This window comes from Pseudoalteromonas peptidolytica (genome assembly GCF_012641745.1).
Lineage (GTDB): Bacteria > Pseudomonadota > Gammaproteobacteria > Enterobacterales > Alteromonadaceae > Pseudoalteromonas > Pseudoalteromonas peptidolytica.
On sequence record NZ_WEHZ01000012.1, the window covers coordinates 1 to 21233 of the forward strand.

At 40.6% G+C, this 21233-nt stretch carries 12 protein-coding genes and 1 pseudogene; 2 read left to right on the top strand and 11 right to left on the bottom strand.

The window, feature by feature from the left end; translation table 11 throughout:
* Window positions 1-401, top strand: a pseudogene (locus F9Y84_RS09705) (hypothetical protein); the annotation flags it as partial.
* Window positions 402-413: 12 nt separating this feature from the next.
* Window positions 414-1691 carry a hypothetical protein gene (locus tag F9Y84_RS09710; RefSeq protein WP_147390054.1) on the top strand — a complete coding sequence of 426 codons (1278 nt, stop codon included), beginning with the start codon at window positions 414-416 and terminating at the stop codon, window positions 1689-1691.
* A gap of 133 nt (window positions 1692-1824) precedes the next feature.
* Here F9Y84_RS09710 and F9Y84_RS09715 read toward each other — a convergent pair whose 3' ends face one another.
* The 11 genes from F9Y84_RS09715 to F9Y84_RS09765 form a co-directional block, all read right to left on the bottom strand.
* The gene (locus F9Y84_RS09715; protein WP_128731641.1) at window positions 1825-2361 is read right to left on the bottom strand and encodes a YaeQ family protein; all 537 of its coding nucleotides are present in this window, start codon (window positions 2359-2361) and stop codon (window positions 1825-1827) included.
* Between the two features lie 354 nt (window positions 2362-2715).
* On the bottom strand, window positions 2716-5391 hold the full coding sequence (locus F9Y84_RS09720) for a PKD domain-containing protein (protein WP_147390055.1): 2676 nt from the start codon (window positions 5389-5391) through the stop codon (window positions 2716-2718).
* A 151-nt stretch (window positions 5392-5542) separates the two neighbouring features.
* The gene (locus F9Y84_RS09725) at window positions 5543-6679 is read right to left on the bottom strand and encodes a hypothetical protein (protein WP_147390056.1); all 1137 of its coding nucleotides are present in this window, start codon (window positions 6677-6679) and stop codon (window positions 5543-5545) included.
* A gap of 234 nt (window positions 6680-6913) precedes the next feature.
* Window positions 6914-8422 (bottom strand): hypothetical protein, encoded by a 1509-nt coding sequence (locus F9Y84_RS09730; RefSeq protein ID WP_147390057.1) that lies wholly within the window; start codon window positions 8420-8422, stop codon window positions 6914-6916.
* Window positions 8423-8433: 11 nt separating this feature from the next.
* Entirely contained in the window at window positions 8434-9273 is an 840-nt protein-coding gene (locus F9Y84_RS09735; RefSeq protein ID WP_147390058.1) for a GEVED domain-containing protein, read from the bottom strand.
* A gap of 11 nt (window positions 9274-9284) precedes the next feature.
* Entirely contained in the window at window positions 9285-10526 is a 1242-nt protein-coding gene (locus F9Y84_RS09740) for an internalin (protein ID WP_147390059.1), read from the bottom strand.
* Between the two features lie 57 nt (window positions 10527-10583).
* Window positions 10584-12533 (bottom strand): Hint domain-containing protein, encoded by a 1950-nt coding sequence (locus tag F9Y84_RS09745; protein ID WP_147390060.1) that lies wholly within the window; start codon window positions 12531-12533, stop codon window positions 10584-10586.
* Window positions 12534-12543: 10 nt separating this feature from the next.
* The gene (locus F9Y84_RS09750; protein ID WP_147390061.1) at window positions 12544-16227 is read right to left on the bottom strand and encodes a PKD domain-containing protein; all 3684 of its coding nucleotides are present in this window, start codon (window positions 16225-16227) and stop codon (window positions 12544-12546) included.
* Window positions 16228-16735: 508 nt separating this feature from the next.
* Entirely contained in the window at window positions 16736-17272 is a 537-nt protein-coding gene (locus tag F9Y84_RS09755; RefSeq protein WP_147390062.1) for a hypothetical protein, read from the bottom strand.
* A gap of 625 nt (window positions 17273-17897) precedes the next feature.
* Window positions 17898-20315, bottom strand: a complete 2418-nt coding sequence (locus F9Y84_RS09760; RefSeq protein ID WP_147390063.1) for a PAS domain-containing hybrid sensor histidine kinase/response regulator — start codon at window positions 20313-20315, stop codon at window positions 17898-17900.
* A gap of 555 nt (window positions 20316-20870) precedes the next feature.
* Complete coding sequence (locus F9Y84_RS09765; RefSeq protein ID WP_147390064.1) at window positions 20871-21125, bottom strand: hypothetical protein; 255 nt, start codon at window positions 21123-21125, stop codon at window positions 20871-20873.
* Between the last annotated feature and the right edge of the window lie 108 nt (window positions 21126-21233).

Here is a 21233-nt window from a genome sequence, read left to right on the forward strand (position 1 = left end):
TCGATCAACTGCTTGTAACTCATGGTAACTACTCTTGTTTTTTGGCGATTACAGAGTACCACCAACAGGCAGTTGATCTCTCCTCACCGATTAACCATGAGTGGTGCACTTATTATCTGAATTCGGGTCCCGCCCTGGGAGCAAAATATGGTCGTGGCTCTCAGCATGATAAAATAATTAATGCTGGGTGGGCTCAAAAAGATTTCGATCCTGAATACACTATCACTGCACAATATAGAGAAGGTGAATGGGATGAAGTAAATGGTCGTCTAGTTAAAATAAAAGCAAAGTTCCGCTGTGATACATTTGTGAACTATTCTTTTAAAAAGGTAACTGGTAGTAACTTGGTTACCGTCTTCACTCCTAGAAATCTATATAATAGTTTCCCTAGCAGTCGATAAGTGAGAGTGGATATGAAATTAAATGCAAGATTGTTACTAGGTATATCTCTGGCTGTTATTTTGGTTGTCCTTTATTTCATATCTACATCAACTGATGAGAACAATATAAATTCGCCAGATAAGCCGACTACTCCTTTTATAAGCCAGTCTGAGCTTATTGAAACTTTACCTGACTTTTATGTAATGGATAAGGAAATAAGCGATGGCGACAAAAATAAAGAAATATTAGCAAATAATTTAGTATCCAAGATTAGGCACAGCTTCGGGAAAAAAGACATGCTTGATTTTGAAGCTGAGCTTATTGCTATTTTGAAAAATCCGGCAATATCTCGACAAGACAAAATAAACCTTTTATGGACGATGGTTCACCAGCTGGGAGTAGAAACAGAGCAAGGTCTATATGTACTTGAATATATGGCTACGTTAGCGCCGGTTGAGTTGTCCGAGGAGCTTACAGTATTATTCACAAATGTTTCGGCGCGAGCAAAACTGGGCCTTCTTTACGTGATGGAGTCCATTTTACGTTTGGACAACACTGCAGCAAAAGTCTCTGCTGAACATTTAGCCCAAGCTAAGCAGCAAATGCTCGATACTATCAGTGCTCAATTAGTCAATGTAGACAATAATGTTGAACTCGGTTTTTCAATTTTAGAAACTGTGGTTGGATATCTTCCATTTGACCAAGCCAAATTACTGATTGATGACCACTTTATGACTGTATCAGGTGAACAGGGTGAAACCTCACGAGCAACAAAAGCTGGAATTTACAATCGACTCGCTTTGGCTAACCCTGTTTCTCGCAATGAGTTTTTACCGCAATATATTGAATCGTTAAGTGCAGACCCTAAAAAGACGATAGAAAAGGAAGCTTTACGTCAGGATTTATTTAATATTATTAAAATAGATAGATTTATTGCTAAAGCACCACAAGAGTTTAAAAATACGGTAAAAGATTTCTTAGTGGCCGAATTACCAAAGATTGAAGTTGAAAGTACTGAGTTTAATTACGATGCGGTTATGCTATATGCAGATTTATCAATAGCCATGGCTAAGTTGCAAGGAAACGACTTACATAGCAGTGAGAGCTTATACAAAAAGCAAATAAATAATACCACTAACCTACTTGAGCAAGCCATTCTATTAAGCCGCTCACCTTATGAATTAAACACATTGTTACCTGATGAATATACCCGGTTGCAGATCAGTGAGCGTTTGCGAGCAGAGGCGAAACGCTTGGGTGATAGCTCTGTTTACTCAAGCTTGTTAAGAGACGTTGCTAAGCAGTTGTAAGTGCTGATTTTTCCCTCATCAAATGTCACCCTTGGCTTGATGAGGGAGGATTTTTACTTGTGCAAACCTAGCATAAAATTCAGGTACAAATGTCAGCACCACACATTCTTAGTCGTAATTTTGTGGCTGGAGCTTACATTAACTGCTGTGGTTTGATTTCAATATTAGCGCTATCAGAGCTTACCCATACCTCGCCATCTTGAATAGTAATAGTAAGCTTAATGCTGCGATCTGCTAACTGGGCTAAAGCCTGAGTCGCACTATAATCCAAGCTGAAAATACTCAGATTGTTAAAGTCGTATAACTTAGGCTGATGTTTTTGCCACCAAATAGCTTGATTGTTCTCACCATAAGTATAAAGGATCACTCGCTTTGATTTATTGCACGCTTTTTTAAGGCGTTTTTCATCAGGCAGTCCTAGTTCAACCCAAAGCTCAATCTCTTCGCTGTAATTCTTAACCCATAGCTCAGGTTCATCATCAGCACATAAGCCCTTTGTAAACTCAAGTCCTTCACAGGCATTTAGTGCATAAGCAAGTAGCCTGATCATTAAACGTTGCTCGTTTTCAGAGGGGTGTTGAGCCAGTGTTAAATTAACATCTTGGTAAACATGCCTGTCCATATCACTGAGAGATAGTTGGGCTTTGATAATTGTAGATTTGAGCGCCATAAACTTGCTTAAAAATTTTTTGCGCCAGTATAGCGGATTTTATACCAGTTGTATTAAGTAAATGCGTTATTTTGAGGCAGGGCAATAGCTTAAGTAGCACCGCTCTCGCGTCCTGCTATCGCCAAGTTACTTATATCCATATAGGCAAGGTAAAAATTTTGCTGTTTAGTTGTTCCAAATGAGCAATTTTAACGAAGCTAAGAGGGTATTTAACCCTTCAAATTGATTAGAGAATTAATTCAATTGGTATTTAATCAGGGGTCGAAATAACAACACTACAGAATGCGATTGTGGATATGAAACACAGCCTCGCAATGAGACTGTGTTTGTTTGAATTACCTAACGTCCTAGCAGTTAATTACAGCTACTTGAGATATTCCAAATATTGGGTAACGACTCTTTTAGTGTGCTTACTTGAGCACAGTCGATATTTGGGTTTCCATATAGACTTAAATAATTCAGATTGGTCAACTTGAATAGCGGCGACAGATCTGAAACGTTGGTATAGTTCAACTCTAAGCGGGTAAGTTCGGCATAATCTTTAAGTGAGCCATAGTTTGTCAGCTTGGTGCTATCCAAGTCTAAATAAATTAAGGTAGTAGGCAAGCTAAAAAGCGCGAAGTCATATACGGTTTGGCGATTTGTATTTAACTCAAAGGAGGTCAATGATGGAGGGAGTGTAGCCTTAGCCGTTAGTTCACCCGTGAGTCTGTAGATATCTAGACTTTTTAAGGTGTGTAGCTGAGCTAAGCTAGGATCCCGCAACAACGCACTGTTCACGGAGCCACTTAGTGTTAAACTATTAATAGCTTCAAACTGTGTAATTCCATTTAATGATTCGATTGCTGAGCCATCACAAGAGAGTGAGGTATTACGTACAGCATCTTGGTATCCGCGCTTTTCAATACATTGCTTAAATGCTTCATCGGTAATTAAGCTCAAATCGACCGGCTTCATAATACAGTTATAGTTAGAAACACTTGCTGTGACACCATCAAGAGATTTTAATAGCTCCTGATCATCACAATAAATGGCACTACTGTTTATTTCAAGTCTTTCCAGTGTGTTTAAACTGGCAAGCATGTCAGCTCTAAAAAACGTAGAAAAGTTGCTTAGTGTTAATGACTTAAGTTTAGTTAGTGATGCTATTTCTGAGATATCAGCCGCTTGAGCATAGTCAATAAAGAGGGTGTCTAAATTGTCAAATTGAGATACATGGGTGATATCTTCTAGTTCTGTAAAGCCGCCGATCTTTAGCGATTTCAGACTTGTGTTTACACCTAAAGCGTCAAGTGTTGTGATTTTGGTTTTATTACTATAATGGTATACTTTTAATAACTCAGCTGATTCGAGCGCAGGAAAGTTAGCCAAGTTGACCATGTTTGAATAGCTGTTACCTTTTACGTTTAATGTCTTTAAGTTCGGTAATGTTGCCGCATTTGAAGCCTCAACGAAACTAACGTTCAGGTTAACCTTCTCCAATGCTTGCATTTTACTTAACGTATCTAGTGCAAAGCTTGAGTAATCGTTGTAGACGGTCAGGTCGCGCATATTTTCAAGCTCAGATAATGCGCTAAAATCTGTGTTATTATCCAGTCTACGAATGTACAGTTCGATTAGGTTTGGTGTGAAACTTAGCCAGCCTAGGTCATTAACACTGTGTAACTGATTGAGCTTCAATGATGTTAGCTTCGGCATCATTTGCAAAAACCGAAGAGAAGAAAGGTTCAGGCTCTCCAAAGATAAGGATTGTAGTTCCGTAAAAGTTGAAAGCTTGCCGGCATTATCAACGGTTAAATTGTCTAATGACAGAGATGTCAGCTTCGCATTACCACTGATGTCCGCGATATCAAGCTTAACATTGTCGGAATAAGTACGAAGATCTAGTTTTTCCAACTCACTAAACTTTTCTAAGAATGAGAAATCTTCAATCTGCGTCCTGTTGAGTTCAAGAGTTGTCAGATTTGTTTTAGCTTCTATTGCCGTTGAGTCAGCGGCTTCGATATTATTAAGTGTTAATGCTGTGAGGTTAGGTATAGAGTTTAAAAATGACAGCGAGCTCAGATCGTATATATATGTCAAAGATAAACTTTGCAAGTTACTAAAGCGTTTTAGAGTATTTTTATCATCAATCTCTAGAGTACGTAATGCCAAACGAGTGAGCTTATCACTTGGAAGTTGACTAAGCTGTATCGTTTCATATTGGTTACTGTCGTTGTCTATTTCAAGCGTATGAAGCTGTGCCAAGCCTGATAAATCTAACAAAGAAAAATCTAGGCGTTTACTATAATTATCACTTCCTTGGGCTTCAACAATAGACAATGACTCAAGTTTATTGAGCTTACTAATTTGTTCTAAATATGCGTCATTATTTGAGCCGTTCTGGGCTGCGGCAAACGCGTTATCGAGCTTTAACGCGGTGAGCGTAGAAATTTGAGCTAACTCTTCGAGATTATCCAATTCTGCGTTTTTAATAGATACCGTAGATAAACCACTAATACCAGAGAGCCCTGCTAATGTTGCAATTGGGTAGTCTGTACAATCAACAACAGAAATACCCACGTCTTGATGTGTATCTGATAAACATTGCGCTAGTGCTGCGTCTGAAATCGTTAAGCTTGAAAGTGGAGCGTAAGCATTTAGGTTGACCGTTAATTCTTGTGAGCTTGCGCTTCCTTTATCGTCGGTAGCCGTTAGCTTAAACGTGAACGTAGTTGATTCATCAATATCAGGAGCTCTAAATTCTAACGTCTCACTATTGTTGTTTGCTAGCTCAACAGTTGTACCTGCTGTTTGTTCCCATAGAAATGTTGCAATACTGCCATCTTCGTCATTTGCACTCGCTACAACGGTGATATTGTCTCGTTCCATGGCGGTGACTGGGGCTAGACTTGCAATAACAGGGGCTTTGTTTGTTGGCGGAGGTGGAGTGCTATCTGTATTATTATCGCTACTGCCTCCACCACAGGCGGCGAGAGTAGATACTAGGAGAGAAGCGAAGATCCCTTTGTATATAGAGCTTTTTATCATCTTGATATCTTACTTAGTGTTATTGTTAAATTGTTTATCCGGCGTAGTGTACGTGATTAGGGTAAATGTTTCCAATAGATGAACAATTTAATGAGGGTTATTAAGGTGAAATGAGGCTTCTTTAGCCTCATAAAGTAGGGGAGAGTCGGTGTTAATCTACAGTGGCGATGGCTGATTCAACTCTATTTTCACATAAGGTTGTGCCGGGTAAAGTTGCACAGTATTCTCCCGCTTGCTCTAAGCTGATACGCTGGTTTTCTCGAGCTTGAAGGCGAGTATTGAGCTGTGCAATTTCGCTGGGATCCTCAGATACAGCTCTAAAAGCAGTTAAGCGTTCAATTTCATCGTATACCAGGTCCTGATAACCCCTTAGTCGAGCCGATAGAGCAATATAACGCTCTGATATTGCCGGTTGGCCTGCGTAAGCTAGGTCATAGTGGCCGGAATCCTCATAGCTTTCGACTTCGTATTTTAAAACGTTTAAATGTTCATCTTTAAGGTCGTCTACATAATCTCCACCATCTAACAAATAGCTAAATAAGTTGTCTGCGTATGTTATGCAAGGAGTTAGATTATCGGTTTTGCAGTGCATGGTGCCATTTTTAGTTAGCCTTGCCAGCTCTGGTGTCATGCCACCGTCGGTATTTACTTGAATGGTGTATACGGCATCTTTGGTTGCATCTTGGAACACTTTTGTTTTGGTAAATGTTTTACTAAAAAATAAAAATTTTACTTTGATTTTAGTTTGAAACCATTCGTATTTGGTTTTATCTGCAAAATGAAGTTTTGCAGTGACATAAATACGAGAACCTAGCTTTATATTGTGGATAAAACTATCGCCGCAGCGACCTCTGACTTCAGAGGGGCGGGTGTTCAATAGGTCAGAGATGTTGGGCTTTGTAGTTCTATTTTCAAAGTTGTAGCTGCCTTTTTCATAAGTTAACTCGACCGCTGAAGCTGCTGAATTTCTATTTTTTGTTACTTTTCTGCGCATGGAAAATTTGGCTGAGCCACCAAAAATAACCAAGTTGATACCAGCCTTTACACTACCCGTAATGGTATTGATCATGGTGTCAGAGTCAAAATCGCCACGATAAGCCAAGTCGCCCATGCTGCCTCCTTGAAATTGCCATTGACCATCCAAACAGGGCTCTAAGGGAATGCCAAGCGTTTGTTCGAACCCTTGACCTAGCGTTTCTTTTGCTGTGTTTAATGAGTAGTAGGTGTGTGCATTTGCAGTAGAGCTCAACAGGCCACAGAACACTATTAGTATGGATCTTAAGTGCATACATACATTCCTGTAGGTGAAACCAATTGACTTAATTCGCTGCGCCTTGGAGCTGATCCAACTGCGTTAAGCCACATTTATATTTACTCATATCAACATGGCTAACGTTAACTTTGTTGCCGAGGAGTGCTCTGCTTCCAAGCTACTTTTTAAATCAATACAATCGGTATGATTAACGGTATTAGGGGTATGCTCACAGCGACGCGCAAGTATACCCCAGTGAACAAATGGCATTTAGTTTTCGAAGGCAGTCCCGTAAGTGGGCAGTGCCGATTTACATGGCAGCCACACCATCACTCCAGCTGCTGGGTCGTTAGCATCAACAAAAGACGGTGCCCAACCAAGCTGTCTAAACCCGAGTGAAACGTGACTTTCCTCGACACCGAAGTTTGCCGTTGCTTCTCGCGCATTTTCACATTTGAAATATTGCGTCATATTATCTGAAGGAATATTCAAATCAGCCAGTGTGTAATTCTGAATACAGCCAACACCGCTGCCACTACAGATATTTAGATAATCATTCCAGGCATCTGTACATGCTGTACCATAAGGGTTATCACGACAAATTCTGGCATACTGCTCGTAGATCCACGCATTGTTATACGCCGCGGTCTGCACCCCTTGCGCTTTTTGTCTTTGCTCATCATTCATCCAACTGGCGTATTGTGCAAGTACGCCTCTAGCACGATGTTCATGATTAACTGACTTTTTAAATTGATCTTCCAGCCACAAAGTACGGTAGGTCGTTTCAAAACGAATATCTTTATTACCAGAATCTAAACGACGAACATCTTGTGAGCTGATCTCGTATGGAGTCGCTTTGTAACGCACTACGTTGTAATCAGATAACGCATTAAACTGATCACCAAAGTCATTTTTTGCATAATTTACCGCTTGCTCAAACAAGGTAAAACAAGGTTCGTAGTTATCAAGCGAACAGGTGATAATATTGTTTGGAATGATGCTCAACAGTTGTTTCGGATCACCGCCTTTTTGTAACGCCCTGACGGTAATTCGGACACTCTTTTTGAGGTCTTCATCTATATAGTTAAGTTTACCATCAACGCTTATCCCTATATTTCCAGCACCGTAGCTGACGCCTAAGTAACCGCCAATTTCGCTTTTATGCTGCTCACTCAAATATTCAATTTTCATATTAATGAGTAGCTGGGCACCATATTCAATTTCACTGATAAACGCATCGCCAGCCATACTCATTAGCTTGCTTTGATATTCATTGGCTAATGTGTTTCCTGATGGAGTCAGGGTATAACCGATATTAGGATCGGCGGGCATGAGCACACGCTTTTTCGGTGTTAATGATGCCTGAAAGGTGTAAGTATTTGAAAACTCAGTAGAGGACATTTCTTTAGCTAAGTGGCCTCCAGCTTTGACGCGAATGACGGGAAAGCCTACATCAACATCAACATTTCCGTTTAGTTGGCGCAGAACTTCATCGTAGCTGCCGTTATTAACGAGTTCGAATTGTACGCGGGTATTACCAAGAGTTTCTACGGTTTCACCAGCAACAGTTTGTACATTCAGAAATCGTTTCTGGTCGCTATTAAACGCGGTACCCAATACCACGTGATCATTCATCAAGCCGGGTATTTCACTTTGAAACGTATTTACATTTTGTGCTTTTTGCATCAATGTGGCTTCATTTACAAAGTTGGTTTCAGCCCAAACAAATGGAGCTGAGCTTGCAAGTAGTGCCACGATAGTGTTTTTGTATAAATTCATGTTGCCACCTATTACTTCACGTAAAGGAGGTAATCTTCTACCTCACCTGAGTCTACTTCTTTACATGCGTCATTACTGCCACCTAAGTAGTCCATAGTTACGCGCATTTTTGTCATTCCTTTCTTCGCTCCTGTCGGAGGAGTGATTTCAACTTGTAGCGCTTGTTCAGAGACACCTGCAAATAGCATCTCTTTGCTATCTTTAAAGTCACCATCTTGGTTCCAGTCAATAAAAACATGCCAAGTTTCAGGGTATGTTTCAGCACCACTGAACCCTGGAGTAAGTGTCAGCTGGTAGCTTTTGTCCGCATATATTTTTGCCGTATCACCAACATAATTACTGTAGAAAGTATTGCTACTGGTGTTATCGAGATTTGAAAACTTCACCGATTTGATGTGTTCATAATCGCGCTCGCGCGAACGAGTCTCACAATAGTTAGGCATTGCTGGGGTGACCATTACAGCGCTGATACGGTAATCTGAAGGGATTTGTAAGCAGGAGGTTGTTGGAGATATGCCAGCAAACCAATTTTTTGGGTTGGCGTTGTCTTCATCCCCAAAGGTAAGGTACTTCGCATCATTTCTCAGCGCGCTATTCTTATACAGCATGACTTTTTTGAGGTTAGCAATTTTTTCTTCGTTGGGAATTGGGGTTGTGGGATCAAAGATATTGTCAGAGACTTCCACCAGTAACCCCGGATAGCATTTCTCTAACCATTGAAAACGCCCAAGCGCCTGCTGGGGAGTTAACACATCACGGGATTCAAATAGCGTTGTATTTGCCTGTACGGTCGGCGCAATAATGGCCGCAACAGAGGCAATAAATGTGCTGGTAAGCATGACTTTTAACATAGTCTTATTCCTTATAATTCTAGCCATTTGCGGTCATACTGATGAACGCGATCACGGGTTTGTAGCTCTCTATCGCGGCAGTAATTACCAATTGGATTACGTTTACAATAATCAACTGCGTCAGCAAGGATGAACGAATTGAATAACGCATTATCACGAATGGTTTCTAATGCTGTTCGGTGTGCGTTATTGAGCTCACTTGCATAGTAATTCAGGAGGTTGTCGGCGCGACGGTTATCAAGGATCGCCTGCACCCAATCATCGCTCATATTTTTAAGTGCCAGTTTGGTTAAGATACTTTTTGCAGGGTAGATATCATCTGGTACCAATGCAGATAAACTTGGTCCTGAATCGGTATAGCTTTCAGTGAATACACGGCTGACGTTATATTTGTCTAAAGTGTCAAATTGAGTGACATAGTTGGTTTTGATGTAATCAATACTGTTTTTGAACACATCGAAACATGGTGTAGGATTTTCCATCGTACAATTTACGAGCTGGTTTGGGATCACCTTCAGTAGCTCAGTAGGGTCACCACCAAGCTGCAACGCTGAAACGGTGATTTTAATATTACGTTTTACGTCTTCATCAACTTTTTGTAGTTTACCGCTGACACTGACTTTGCCGGCCCAGTCAACACCAAGCTGGCCTCCCCATTTCACCTTATCTTCATCATTTTTATATTGAAATTTGAGGTTAATCATCACTTGAGAGCCATACTCAATCGTTGATACAAACTCATTACCAATATTGTTAAATTTGTCGCCAGGATTGGCGTTTGCTAAGTCCAATGCAACTTGAGTTGGTCGAAAGCCAATTTGCGGATCGGCAACCAGCATGCGTTTTTTTGGCTTCAAAGAAAGAAACAGAGTATAAGTACCGGTGTAGTTATCAGCGGCGTTTTGCTTGGCGTAGCTGGCTCCGACTCCAACTTTGATAACGGGAACATCTAGTGCTGCACCTAAGTTACCGTCCAACATACTAGAGAGTTGGCTATAACTCATGTCGACGCCAACGACAAAATCCATTTCAGTGTTACCATAGGTCTCATCAACCATTCCTTGTACACTTTGCAACGCATAAAAGCCTTCTTTTTCGCTATGATAGGCAGTGCCCAATGTTACAGAATCTAGACTTGCATTGTTTTTTTGGGCAGTGAACTCTTTGGTATCAGCTGCGTTTGCTGACAAACTACAGGCAAAAAGTCCCACTACCCCCATGGCCTGTGCCAATGGAGAATAACTAAATTTCATATTGAATTCCTTACAGAGAAGTGTGACCTTTCAAGCAGAAAGGTCACCGGGTAGTGATTAGTTCAAACTATTGATGTAATCTGTTTTCCATTTTTCAGGAAGACGTTGCAGGATTTCTTCTTCTGACATGCGAATTTCCTGATCTTTATAGTTAAACTCATCTTGAGTTGCTAAATCCCCAACCGCCATACCGTTGGCAAACATGGCAAAGTTACGAGACTCAGACAATACAGACTCCGCTGTTGGCGCAAGTTTTAAGTTGTATATCTTGTCTTTATATTTTTCTTTGGTTATGTCTGTGACGAGTACAGAACCCCCTTCAGTTAAAATACGGTCGCCCACTTTAAGCTCTTTTGCCCATACTATGCCTTTGTTAGACGTGGAGATTGGGTGTGTTTCTGTCATTAAAATATCAGAGCCATCTGCACCTTTAATGCGGTACATTTTGATAGCTTCGATACCGACTGACACATCGACCACTTGCATCGGCTCTTTCACATTTGCGTTGGAAGCCAATGCCCCAAGCACAAGATCTCCTTTACCGATATTTTCAATAGCTTGCTGAGAGCCATCTGCCATGGTGATTAACGTACCTTTTGCCAGGCAGCTATAACCCAATTTCATCATAGGTAGTACTTCACTATAGAAGTTACCAAAACGCGTTGACGCCTCAGACGTTAATGAAACTTGGAAAGCCACCGGCCCACGTCGGCCTGTTTTGAAATATGGGTTCCCTTTAACTGCAAATGTCATGTACCAGTTTGCTGTTGCAATATTGGAAAACAATTTCGCGTTGCCAAAGCGTCCTTCGTTGCGAGGGATATTCCAGCGAATAATGGATTCTTTATTGACCGGATCGACTTCCACGTCTAGATAGTCAGAGAATTGCTTGATTGCATTTTCGATACCTCGGTAGCTTTGTTTTGTTGCCCCACCGTATACCCCCTCTTGGAGGTAGATATTAGTAGGTTCATCAATACCATTTGGTAACGCGCCCTCAGTAGGGTAGATCTCTAAAATTTCATGAGGGACACGAAGCTCACCATTGAACGGAATATTTACATCGGTGATTTCATTTGGATCGCCAACTTGATCTGGCATGTAATCACAGTCTGAGTGTTGGCGGTTTAAGCAAACTTTAATTACTGCGTCGTTATTTTTATCTATTGGTGCCGTTGCGTTGTATTGAGGGCGACCATCATAAAGCGCTGGTGTAATACCCATTTCTGCTACACTGGAGTTATTTGTACTGTCTTTAGCAACCGCGCCATATATTGTCTCAGCGTGTTCCCATGAGAATGGGTACTCAGTATATTTTATGGTCGAGCTGATGGTGCCATCTTCATTCTCTAATTCTACAAAAGAGCTAGCATAGATAGTGTCGATGTTTGGAAAGTGCTTCTTTAAAGACTTAAGTGAAATAGTCGAAACAGCTGTGGTATCTTTACCGTCAAGCACATTCAATGTAGACCCCGCTGGTGCCAATTGGTTACCGTGCTCATCTTCAAGTAGTAGGTCAATATAAGTCGCTTTAGTGCCTCCAAACCGTGTGCTTTTTGCTCTGACAATGATGTAAGGCTCATTGGTATCTGCTGAGATAGCCAAGTTCATATCCATAAAGAAATGTGCTTCTTTGATAATATCAACTTCTGATTCACTTACCGGTGGTGGCGTTGCTGTCAACTTCGCTGTTTTTGCTACGAGATGTTGCTGTTTGGCAACCTCTAGTGTTTTATGTAGCTGTGGGAACTGACTTTCTTTTCGCCCAGCTTGATTGAGGCGTGATGTAGCCAACTTATAATGAAGCGGGTTACTCATGTCTAATTTACGGATCCCGAATTTATCGGGCGTTGTAACTGCTTGACCATATAAAGCAGCAGGCCCTGATTGAGTTGACACTATACTACTGTCTAAGTGCGACTCGTTGATAGTGTTGGCTGCTACTGCATTGCTGACGGCCAGCGCGACTGTGAGCGGAATGAATATCTTTTTGTTAAACTTTTTCATATTATTTTCCTTAATTCTTATAAATTTCTACTAAGTAGTCTTCAATTTCTCCGCTCCCCGAGGTAGCGGCACTGCTATAGTCAGAGCAAGGGTCAATACTATTTACTCTGCTAAATCCGTAGTACTGCAAAATTCTCATTCGTGTTGTTGTGACAGGTTGTGAGAGTTGATTACTTGGGATACTAAACTCTCCCTCAACATAGCCTTTACCGTAGTCTTGGTTTGTTTGATCAAAGTCCATAATGAGTAATTCAGACTTGTCATTTCTCCAATCACCATTGCCAAACTGGCCGTCACCATTGAGGTCTATCCAAACATGGTAATTTTCCGCGAATGCCTCACTACCGGCATAACCTGCTTCAATTCGATAGGTATTATTTTGTGTTGCGTATAGCTTGATGGGGTTGTTAGGGTTTACCACACCAGCTTGTTGGTTATTATCAAATGGCCCATCTTGGTTAAAGGTGACGTTTGCAATGTGTTCATAATCGGTCAGACCGGCGGCTGTGCAATATTCAACAGGCTGCGCAGACTCAAGCGTTATCAACATATTCTTGGTGCCTGTCACTCTATCTCCCCAGTCATCCCACCAAGGCTTGTCATAACTGATTGAGAGACTGGCACTAAACGCTCCGGCAGACTGATATATGTGTTGTGTATCTTGGCCAAAGTCGCCATGTTGGGTCAGCGTAGTACCGTCGCCAAAGTTCCAGACTAGGGTGACATCTGGGTTGCGTGCGGCATTATCTGGTTTTGAGGTAGTGTTATTAAATGTGACTTCAAACGTACCATCACTCAACTCTGTTACTGTAAAACTGACTTCTGGAGTAAAAGAAGATTGGCCTATTTTTACTGCTTTACTGAGCGCTTGCTCGCCATCTTCATGGCGTATGGTTAGCGTGATCGTATATTCGCCATCATTTTGATAGGTGTGCTGGGTATTTTGCACCAACGAAGTCGCACCATCTCCAAATTGCCACTCCACGGTGCTTCCTGCTGGCATCACACTTTGGTCAGTATTTACAAACACAGTGTTGCCTGAAACACGCGGAGTAAACAATGGCGTAATCGTGGTGCTAAACGGTACTTGTTTATTCCAGCTACCGATTTCTTTATTAAATCTGTCGTACGCTTTTACACTAACGGCATAACTTCCTGATTTTGCGTAGGCATGTGATGGCGACATTTTCGAGCTTGTTGCTCCATCTCCAAACTGCCATTGCCAACGCTTAACGCGATCATCAACAGTGTTATTAACAAAGTTGATCTGGTTGACACCTTGATTTGCAGCGATCTTCATCTCTACTGGATCGTTATTTTCAATTAACTTGACGGTGTAGTCTTCGATTTCACCCCAAGAGATATCGCCGCATGCCGACTTAACAATTCCAAATGACACCATGGTACGAATGCGATAAGTTTGGTTTAATTCGCCGCTTAGTGAAATGTCTCCGCTCAACTGTGTTTTATTGCTGCCAAAAAGTGCCAGCTCTTCAGTTTTATGAAACAGGCCGTCGTTATTCCTATCCAACCAGACATAAAAGTTTTTAGTTTTATCCTTTGTATCTGGATGAGGGGCTGCCACGAGTGTGATGTTCAGCGCTTTTCCATCTTTAATATCAATGACATTGCTTGAGTAATCACTGTAATTACTAGAAGTAGATTCATTTATGTAATCATTCAATGTGACTGAAGAAAGGTAGTATTTACTATGGTTAACCCCTTGTGCCGAGCAATAGTCAGCGTACACGTCAATAGGGAGTGTGTAGGTATCTGACTGACCAGATGGGTCGGTTGCTTTCAAGGAGACATCATACTTTCCTGCGGCGTTATAGCTATGGCTGATTTCAAAGGCACTATTGGTTGCGCTACCATCTCCAAAGTTCCATTCCCATTGCCAACCTTCACTGTTTTCTGCGGAAATGTGCTGTCCATCTTTTCTGGTTAAGTTCTTAAAATCAAAAGATAAAAATTTACGATCAAAGTTAAGCTCGGACTCTAACCCTTGATTAACTGTGAGCTTAATTCCCACTTGTGAAAAAGCTTTACGAACATGGTTTTTCAGCTCAGAGGTTTGCCATTGGCTTCCGTCTTGCTTGCTGACGCCGTCTTGTCTTAATCGATCGTTTATACTGCTGGCTTGTCGCATCACGCAATCTGCGGCTGTAAGATAGGTGCTGTTACTCGTCCAACAGTTTTTGTTAGCATTGGCGAAAAGAATAAAAGAATATTTGGTATTCCATGGCGAAGGTTCATTGGCAAGCTCTGCTGTAGAGAGATAGTAGAACGCCTTATTAGATACACCGGCACCATGGTGAGACGTGATGGAGTCATCATAATCATCTATATGATCAATCGAGTTGCCATCGAGGGTGGGGGTTTTGAAATAACGCAAAGCATCACCGAGCCGAAACGTTTCATGATTACTTTTCCAGTCATTGACACCGGAATAAAAAAACTCAGCTGCTTCTCCAGCCATATCTGAAAATGCTTCGTTAATTGCTCGAGCCTGCCCAGTGAGCATAGACTTTGGTGTATTTGACCCATATTCTTCAGTAAAGCCATGAGCTATTTCATGCGCGACTACATCAAGAGAAACCATAGGGTAAAAGAGATAATCACCATCACCAAAATACACTTCACCACTTTCATAGAATGCTTGATCCATGTTTAGGCCGTAATGGACATTTTGAATGATCTTTTTATCAAAATAGGGTTTCTGACCGAGGTAAGCTTCAAACATCAAGCTCGCTGTTTGACCAAAGTGGTGGGCATCATTCAATGCCGAACGAGCGCCATGATATTCTTTATAGTCGTTTCTTGTTGAATTTGAACAATCGTAGCTATAGGGGACACTTATCTGTGCCGTACTATGATTGTAGTTGCGTGTTTCAACATTTTTTGCATCGAACAAGCAGTTGGTTTGCTGTCCATTTGCTTGCATAGACACTACAAAAGTTTTTGGTGGGTATGATACATAGTCGGCTTGTTTGTAATCTTGACGAGAAACTTTGTCGTTTCCAGACGGACCACTGCCACCTTCATGAACGATTTTTTGTAATACATCTGCCTGAGTTATAACTTCGTTGCTGGTGAGATCCACAAAAGTTAAAATTCGTTGAGGCTGATAAGGCGCTGAGTGAAAGTCAGTGAAAAAGCTTACTTTTGCCGCATGTCGGGCTTTGCCTTGATCATCAATGTATATCACCTCTTCAGCATGTTTGCGTTTAAAAGTCCGTGGGCGCTCTGCTGGAAATTGGGCAATAACAGCGGCTAAAGCATCTTCCAGTTGCTGCGCTTTTACTTCAGCAATGTGAGGAATATCTTTTTCAATATTAACGATAATGTCGCCGTATACTTGCTCGACAACACCATTATTATCAGTTAGTACAACGAGATCCTGATCCCAAATTGGGATGTTGTGATATTTTTGAGTAATTGTGTGGCTGTGCTGTGTTTCGCTTATTTGTTCTTGATGAAACTCCAACGACTGACCTGTATATTGGGTTGCGAATGTGTTTAATGCGAGCAAATAGTTATGCTGTTGCACGTCCATACGCCCCAACAGTGGTTGTTTTTTTTGTAATGCAGATGTAATGTGATCTGCGTTATTAAATAGAAAAATTCGTTCAGTTGCGTGGCAATGCAACGAAAACATTGACGCTAAAACGCACAGATATTTAAACCCTTGCATATTAACTCCATAATTATTTTTAAGATTCCTTCCCACCTAAACGTCACTGCTCAATTTGAGACTACTTCTGTGCGAATGAGTGTGGTCTGCGATTAGTGCTTTTACTTTGAGCACAAACTCTACGGTAATAAAGAATTTCAAATAAATAAATAACAAAAAATAAACAATTTAACATCTTCTTGTTTTCTTTGGTAATTTAGATTTTAACATTGGTTTTTTATGAATTAACGTTAGTGGTTGTTATTGTTAGTTAAATCTCAACGGTTTTGTGCTGTAAAAGTTGTGGGGACTTGACGGAAGTGTGGAGTTAATCACTAAGTTAATGTAAAAAAACGTTATTTTTTATTTTTTGTAGTGGCGGTTGTTCTTTTATTAGGAACTTTTTTACAATATTGATGAAATAAAATGAATAAGGAAAGTCGCTTTTAAGTGGGATAATTAGATTTATCAGTCTCTGGTAAAAAGTACCTAGGCTGTAAGGGTGGGCTAGGTACTTTTTATTGCTATATTATTGTACAGTGACGTTAATATAGTTGGTCACAAAAGGCGCTATTTCAATAGTACCTGTGGCATAAACATCTTTACTCACGTCCTTGCCTTCAATTTTAATATAATATTGACCGGCTGGGATGACAATGTCTGAATAATGGTTTGTACCAAAATGAATGGTATCACCTTTTACAAGCCACCCCTCAGGTGAGACCTCATATAAGTAGCCCCTACATTTTATATTTCCGATCCGAGGGTGCTTGCACTCATTAAATTTTAGCCTAGTTTTCCCATCAGGGTTTTTAGCGGTTTTAACAAACGCAAGTGAGCCATAGTTACGCGGAGTTTTCTCCGCGTGATGTGTCCATACTTTTTCCTTTTTAACTGAGTAGTCACTGCTCGAACCACTACTATTTGCTGACACTACGGTGCCAGAGCTGCCAAAAATACCGTTGATAGCACCGTCTACACCATCATTAACCACGCGGTTTATATCGTTGCTTTTACATGCGGTTAGAGAGGCCATTGAAAGCGCAATAAGCGTAAGTCTTTTCATTATTTATCCTTGAAGTTCCATGAGTATCGCCACTGCTCACTTGCTTGCCCCTGACTGTACAACTATTGCATACATCATGGTGCTAGTCTTTGTGAGAGTATGAGCATTTAGCTCTAAAGTGTATTTATTCTTGTGATGTGGTTTTTTTCATTGTTAGTGATCTGACTTTTGAGTAACTGGTTTTTTTAATCAACTATTTAAGAGCTAATTTTGCTAAATTTACCGCCTACTTTCCAATATGGGGGGCTTTAATTCACTAGGTTACTCACTTAATCGACTAGACTGATATTCAACCACTCCTTACCTAATCTTAATTCAATACCAGTTCTCTTCCTCAAAATAGACCACTTAATTAAGATAATTGGTGTTATTTTTGATAAGAATCGCACAAAAGTTTACCGTGTGGTGAAAAAAAGTCCAATAAAAAGCGGATTATTTATTGGGTTAGGTTAATTTTCCAGCGGATCAAAAAGCTTAATCATCCGATCAATTTAAACAGTGGTGTGTTTGTCTAACTTAGACTTATTGATTCCAGTAAATGGCTACTTTGGCGGAGTCGAATAACAAAGTGGTGAGAGGTGGTATAAGGGGGAGCTGTTCATTACAATCCGCAGCGATGTCGACTTTAGCTCGTATAGTCCGATAGCACTCCGTAGAGGATAGACAACTCAACTGGTTTTGGAATATGGGCGTTAAAACCAATTTTAAAGTATCGCTTTACATCTTCAACCATCACATTAGCAGTAAGGGCAATCACTGGTACCTTAATATCTAGTTTTCTGATCGCTTTAAGCGCATCAACACCATCCATTACTGGCATATGTATATCCATCAGTATTAGATGGAAAGAGTTTTCGCGGCAGGCTTTAACAGCAAGGTCGCCATTTTCAACAACCGTAATAATTGCTCCCGTTTCTTTTAGCATGGTTTTCACTAATATCTGATTAATCGGGTTATCCTCAGCAATCAGGATCTCGAGGTTTTGTAAGTTTGGTGGCGTCAGCGCTTTTGTTTGTGTTATTTGTGATTGAGAGTTGGACTGTTCAAGCGGAAGTGTTACATCAACGGTGGTCCCTTTTCCTGCCTTGCTGGTTAGATTAATCGTACCGTTCATAAGTTTGATCAAATTAACGGTGATAGACATACCTAATCCTGTACCACCGTATTGCCTAGTAGTAGAGGTATCTGCTTGAGAAAACCGCTCAAATATTCGCTTTTGGGTTTGCTCATCCATACCAATCCCTGAATCTTGGATACTTAGATGAATTGCCGCATTGTTATTGTGTATGACGTTAGTTGCTGTGATAGACACTTTACCTTTGTGTGTAAACTTTACCGCATTTGATGCTAGGTTTAGTATTACCTGTTTGACTCGAACCAAATCACCAAGCCAACCATCTTTAAAGTGTTTATCAATGTTGACAACAAAGTCTACCCCTTTATTACTAATTAAAGCATCAAGATCATACTTAACAGAATCGAGAATATTGCGAATTGAAATCGGCGCGCTTTCTAGCTCTATTTTGTTAGACTCTATTTTTGAATAATCCAGGATGTCATTGATGATGGTTAGCAAGCTTTTTGCTGAAAATATCGCGTTAGTGAGTATTTTCTTTAAGTCACTGTCAAGGTTTGCATTTTCTAGTAACTGCAAGCCACCTAAAATCGCATTCATAGGGGTTCTGATCTCATGACTCATATTCGCTAAGAAATCACTTTTTGCTTTAGAAGAATGTTCAGCAGCAAGCCGTGCTGTTTCAGATACTTCGATAGCTTTGATTTTCTCTGTCACATCATAATTCACACCAACCACTTTAGTGGGCATGTTATCTTTATCGCGGATAATTTGGGCACTGGCTTTTATCGTTCTAATCTCTCCATTTGGATGGACGACTCTAAACTCGGGTTCATATTCACCAGTTCCAGCGATGGCGTCTTGTAATTGTGCGCTGGCGAACTTTATATCATCTGGGTGAACAGCACTCTCCCACGCTTCATATACCTTTGAAAATTGTGCTTTTTGGATCCCATATAATTTAAACATCCAATCATCCCAAATCAGCTCATTGGTGAGTAAGTCCCACTCCCAAACCCCGATTTGGGCAGAGTTATTTGCAAGCTGCATTCTCAGTGCCAACGAGTCCGCTTGGTTTCTCGCTTTTTTGAGTTGTTTTTGCGCTTCAACTTGTGATGATATATTTTGGATAACTGACCAAATGAAGTTTTTGCCGTTACTATCTGCTACTTTAATGCCAGACAAGAGAACTGGAAATACTTGACCACTTTTGTGAATATATTCCTTTTGATACGGGCCGTAACGGCCAGTTTTTTGCAAATTATCGAGCTGTACCTGTTCTTGTGCCTTATATTTATCGGGAGTGAGTTTCCAGTAGTCAGTATTGTTTAATTCCTCCACTGAGTAGCCCGTCATTTCACTAAATTCGTCATTCACGTAGTGGAAAGTGCCATCGTCCATAGCATTTACCGCTATCCCTATAGGCGCGGAATTAACAAAGCGCTCGAATTTCATTTTTTCTGTCTGGTAGGCAGTTTTATACTGTTTAGCATCGGTACTGGCTTTATCTAATTTCTCTTTCGTTGTAATAAGTTCAGAGATATCTCTCACAGTAGCGAGCACCAAGCGTTTATCTTGTATGTGCACGGCAGTAAGGGAAACAGAGCAGGGGAATACCGTGCCATCAGTTTTACTGTGGTTCCAATGAAAAAGCTGTGCGCCATCTTGATAACACTTTTGTATAAAATAGGTGGCTAATTGTTTGGATGATGTACCGCAAGGTTGATATGGAGGGGATATATCAGAAGGCTCAAGCTGTAAAAAGGTGTCCTTACTATCAATGCCATGTAAGTCTACAGCGGCTTGATTACATTCCACAAACTTCCCTGAATCTAAATCAACAATAGACTGCGCGTCGCCTGAGGCGAGAAATAGCGATTTATATTTATCTCGTTCAAATGTGGTCGCCGCCAAGTGCGCTGTTAGCGTTTGTATTTCTTGTTCCAATTCCTGAGGGCTACGATTCATTCTTTATGTCCTAGCTTGCATCAATGAAAAAGCACTCAGATTGACGCCGCGTTACTTGGGGGTAAGTTCTTCTATTAATGTAGCAAATAAATACCAAACCTCACGAATAAATTACACTGAATAGGCGCTTCACATTAATAACTGTGAGAGAGGAAGAGAGTGTCAGTTTAGTAATGTGTAATTTGGTAAGCCTAGATTGGCAAACTACTCAGACAAGGAGCGCTCACTTCGTCACTTATTTGTCCAAGTGTTTGCTATTATCAATCTCAATCCTAAATGATTGGTCTTGAACATTTGAGTATATCGCATTGTCTTTCCAGTTTTTATTCTCTTTTAAGTTTGATATTACCTTTATTGCATACTCAACAGATGAGCCGTTATCTGGGGTGTAAAAATCGATAGTACATGTTTCTTTTGAGCATTTTATGTCGTCAATTCTTATCTTGGCTAACCGCTCATTTTGACGCAAAAAATGGAATAGTTCATCTTGATGTTCAATCTCTGTTTTTTCGTAGTCACTTGCGTTACCGGAGTTTGTTTCGTCAGTAGCGTTGACTAAGCTTTTGCGCTCTCATGCGTAAAGCCTTCATTTGAATATGGAACACCTTCTATTGAGACCGTTTTTACTGCTGCTTTCGCGTCTCTTTTTTCCTGTTTATAAGCATTTGAACCCGCCTCAGGCTCAGTTGCGTTAAGGATCTGCTTGTCATCCTCGACTATCAGGTCAGAACCATTCACTGAGGGCTGGAAATATAGGTAAAGTACTGTTGTGATTAATAAAAAAATGATTAAATCTTTTATTCTATTCATGTCTATCCTTGATAAGTTTGGTTATTTTTGCTCTAAATAAGGCAACCTCAAGACCGTGAGTGTCAAACTTGCTCCTTCAGCTTGAGCAAGTATTTACGCTAATTGGTA

Excerpts from the sequence above, each read along its gene's own strand:
- F9Y84_RS09745 (WP_147390060.1), bottom strand. The coding sequence starts at position 12,533 with ATGAAAAAGTTTAACAAAAAGATATTCATTCCGCTCACAGTCGCGCTG.
- F9Y84_RS09740 (WP_147390059.1), bottom strand. The coding sequence starts at position 10,526 with ATGAAATTTAGTTATTCTCCATTGGCACAGGCCATGGGGGTAGTGGGA.
- F9Y84_RS09720 (WP_147390055.1), bottom strand. The coding sequence starts at position 5,391 with ATGATAAAAAGCTCTATATACAAAGGGATCTTCGCTTCTCTCCTAGTA.
- F9Y84_RS09765 (WP_147390064.1), bottom strand. The coding sequence starts at position 21,125 with ATGAATAGAATAAAAGATTTAATCATTTTTTTATTAATCACAACAGTA.
- F9Y84_RS09760 (WP_147390063.1), bottom strand. The coding sequence starts at position 20,315 with ATGAATCGTAGCCCTCAGGAATTGGAACAAGAAATACAAACGCTAACA.
- F9Y84_RS09730 (WP_147390057.1), bottom strand. The coding sequence starts at position 8,422 with ATGAATTTATACAAAAACACTATCGTGGCACTACTTGCAAGCTCAGCT.
- F9Y84_RS09715 (WP_128731641.1), bottom strand. The coding sequence starts at position 2,361 with ATGGCGCTCAAATCTACAATTATCAAAGCCCAACTATCTCTCAGTGAT.
- F9Y84_RS09750 (WP_147390061.1), bottom strand. The coding sequence starts at position 16,227 with ATGCAAGGGTTTAAATATCTGTGCGTTTTAGCGTCAATGTTTTCGTTG.
- F9Y84_RS09725 (WP_147390056.1), bottom strand. The coding sequence starts at position 6,679 with ATGCACTTAAGATCCATACTAATAGTGTTCTGTGGCCTGTTGAGCTCT.
- F9Y84_RS09735 (WP_147390058.1), bottom strand. The coding sequence starts at position 9,273 with ATGTTAAAAGTCATGCTTACCAGCACATTTATTGCCTCTGTTGCGGCC.
- F9Y84_RS09710 (WP_147390054.1), top strand. The coding sequence starts at position 414 with ATGAAATTAAATGCAAGATTGTTACTAGGTATATCTCTGGCTGTTATT.
- F9Y84_RS09755 (WP_147390062.1), bottom strand. The coding sequence starts at position 17,272 with ATGAAAAGACTTACGCTTATTGCGCTTTCAATGGCCTCTCTAACCGCA.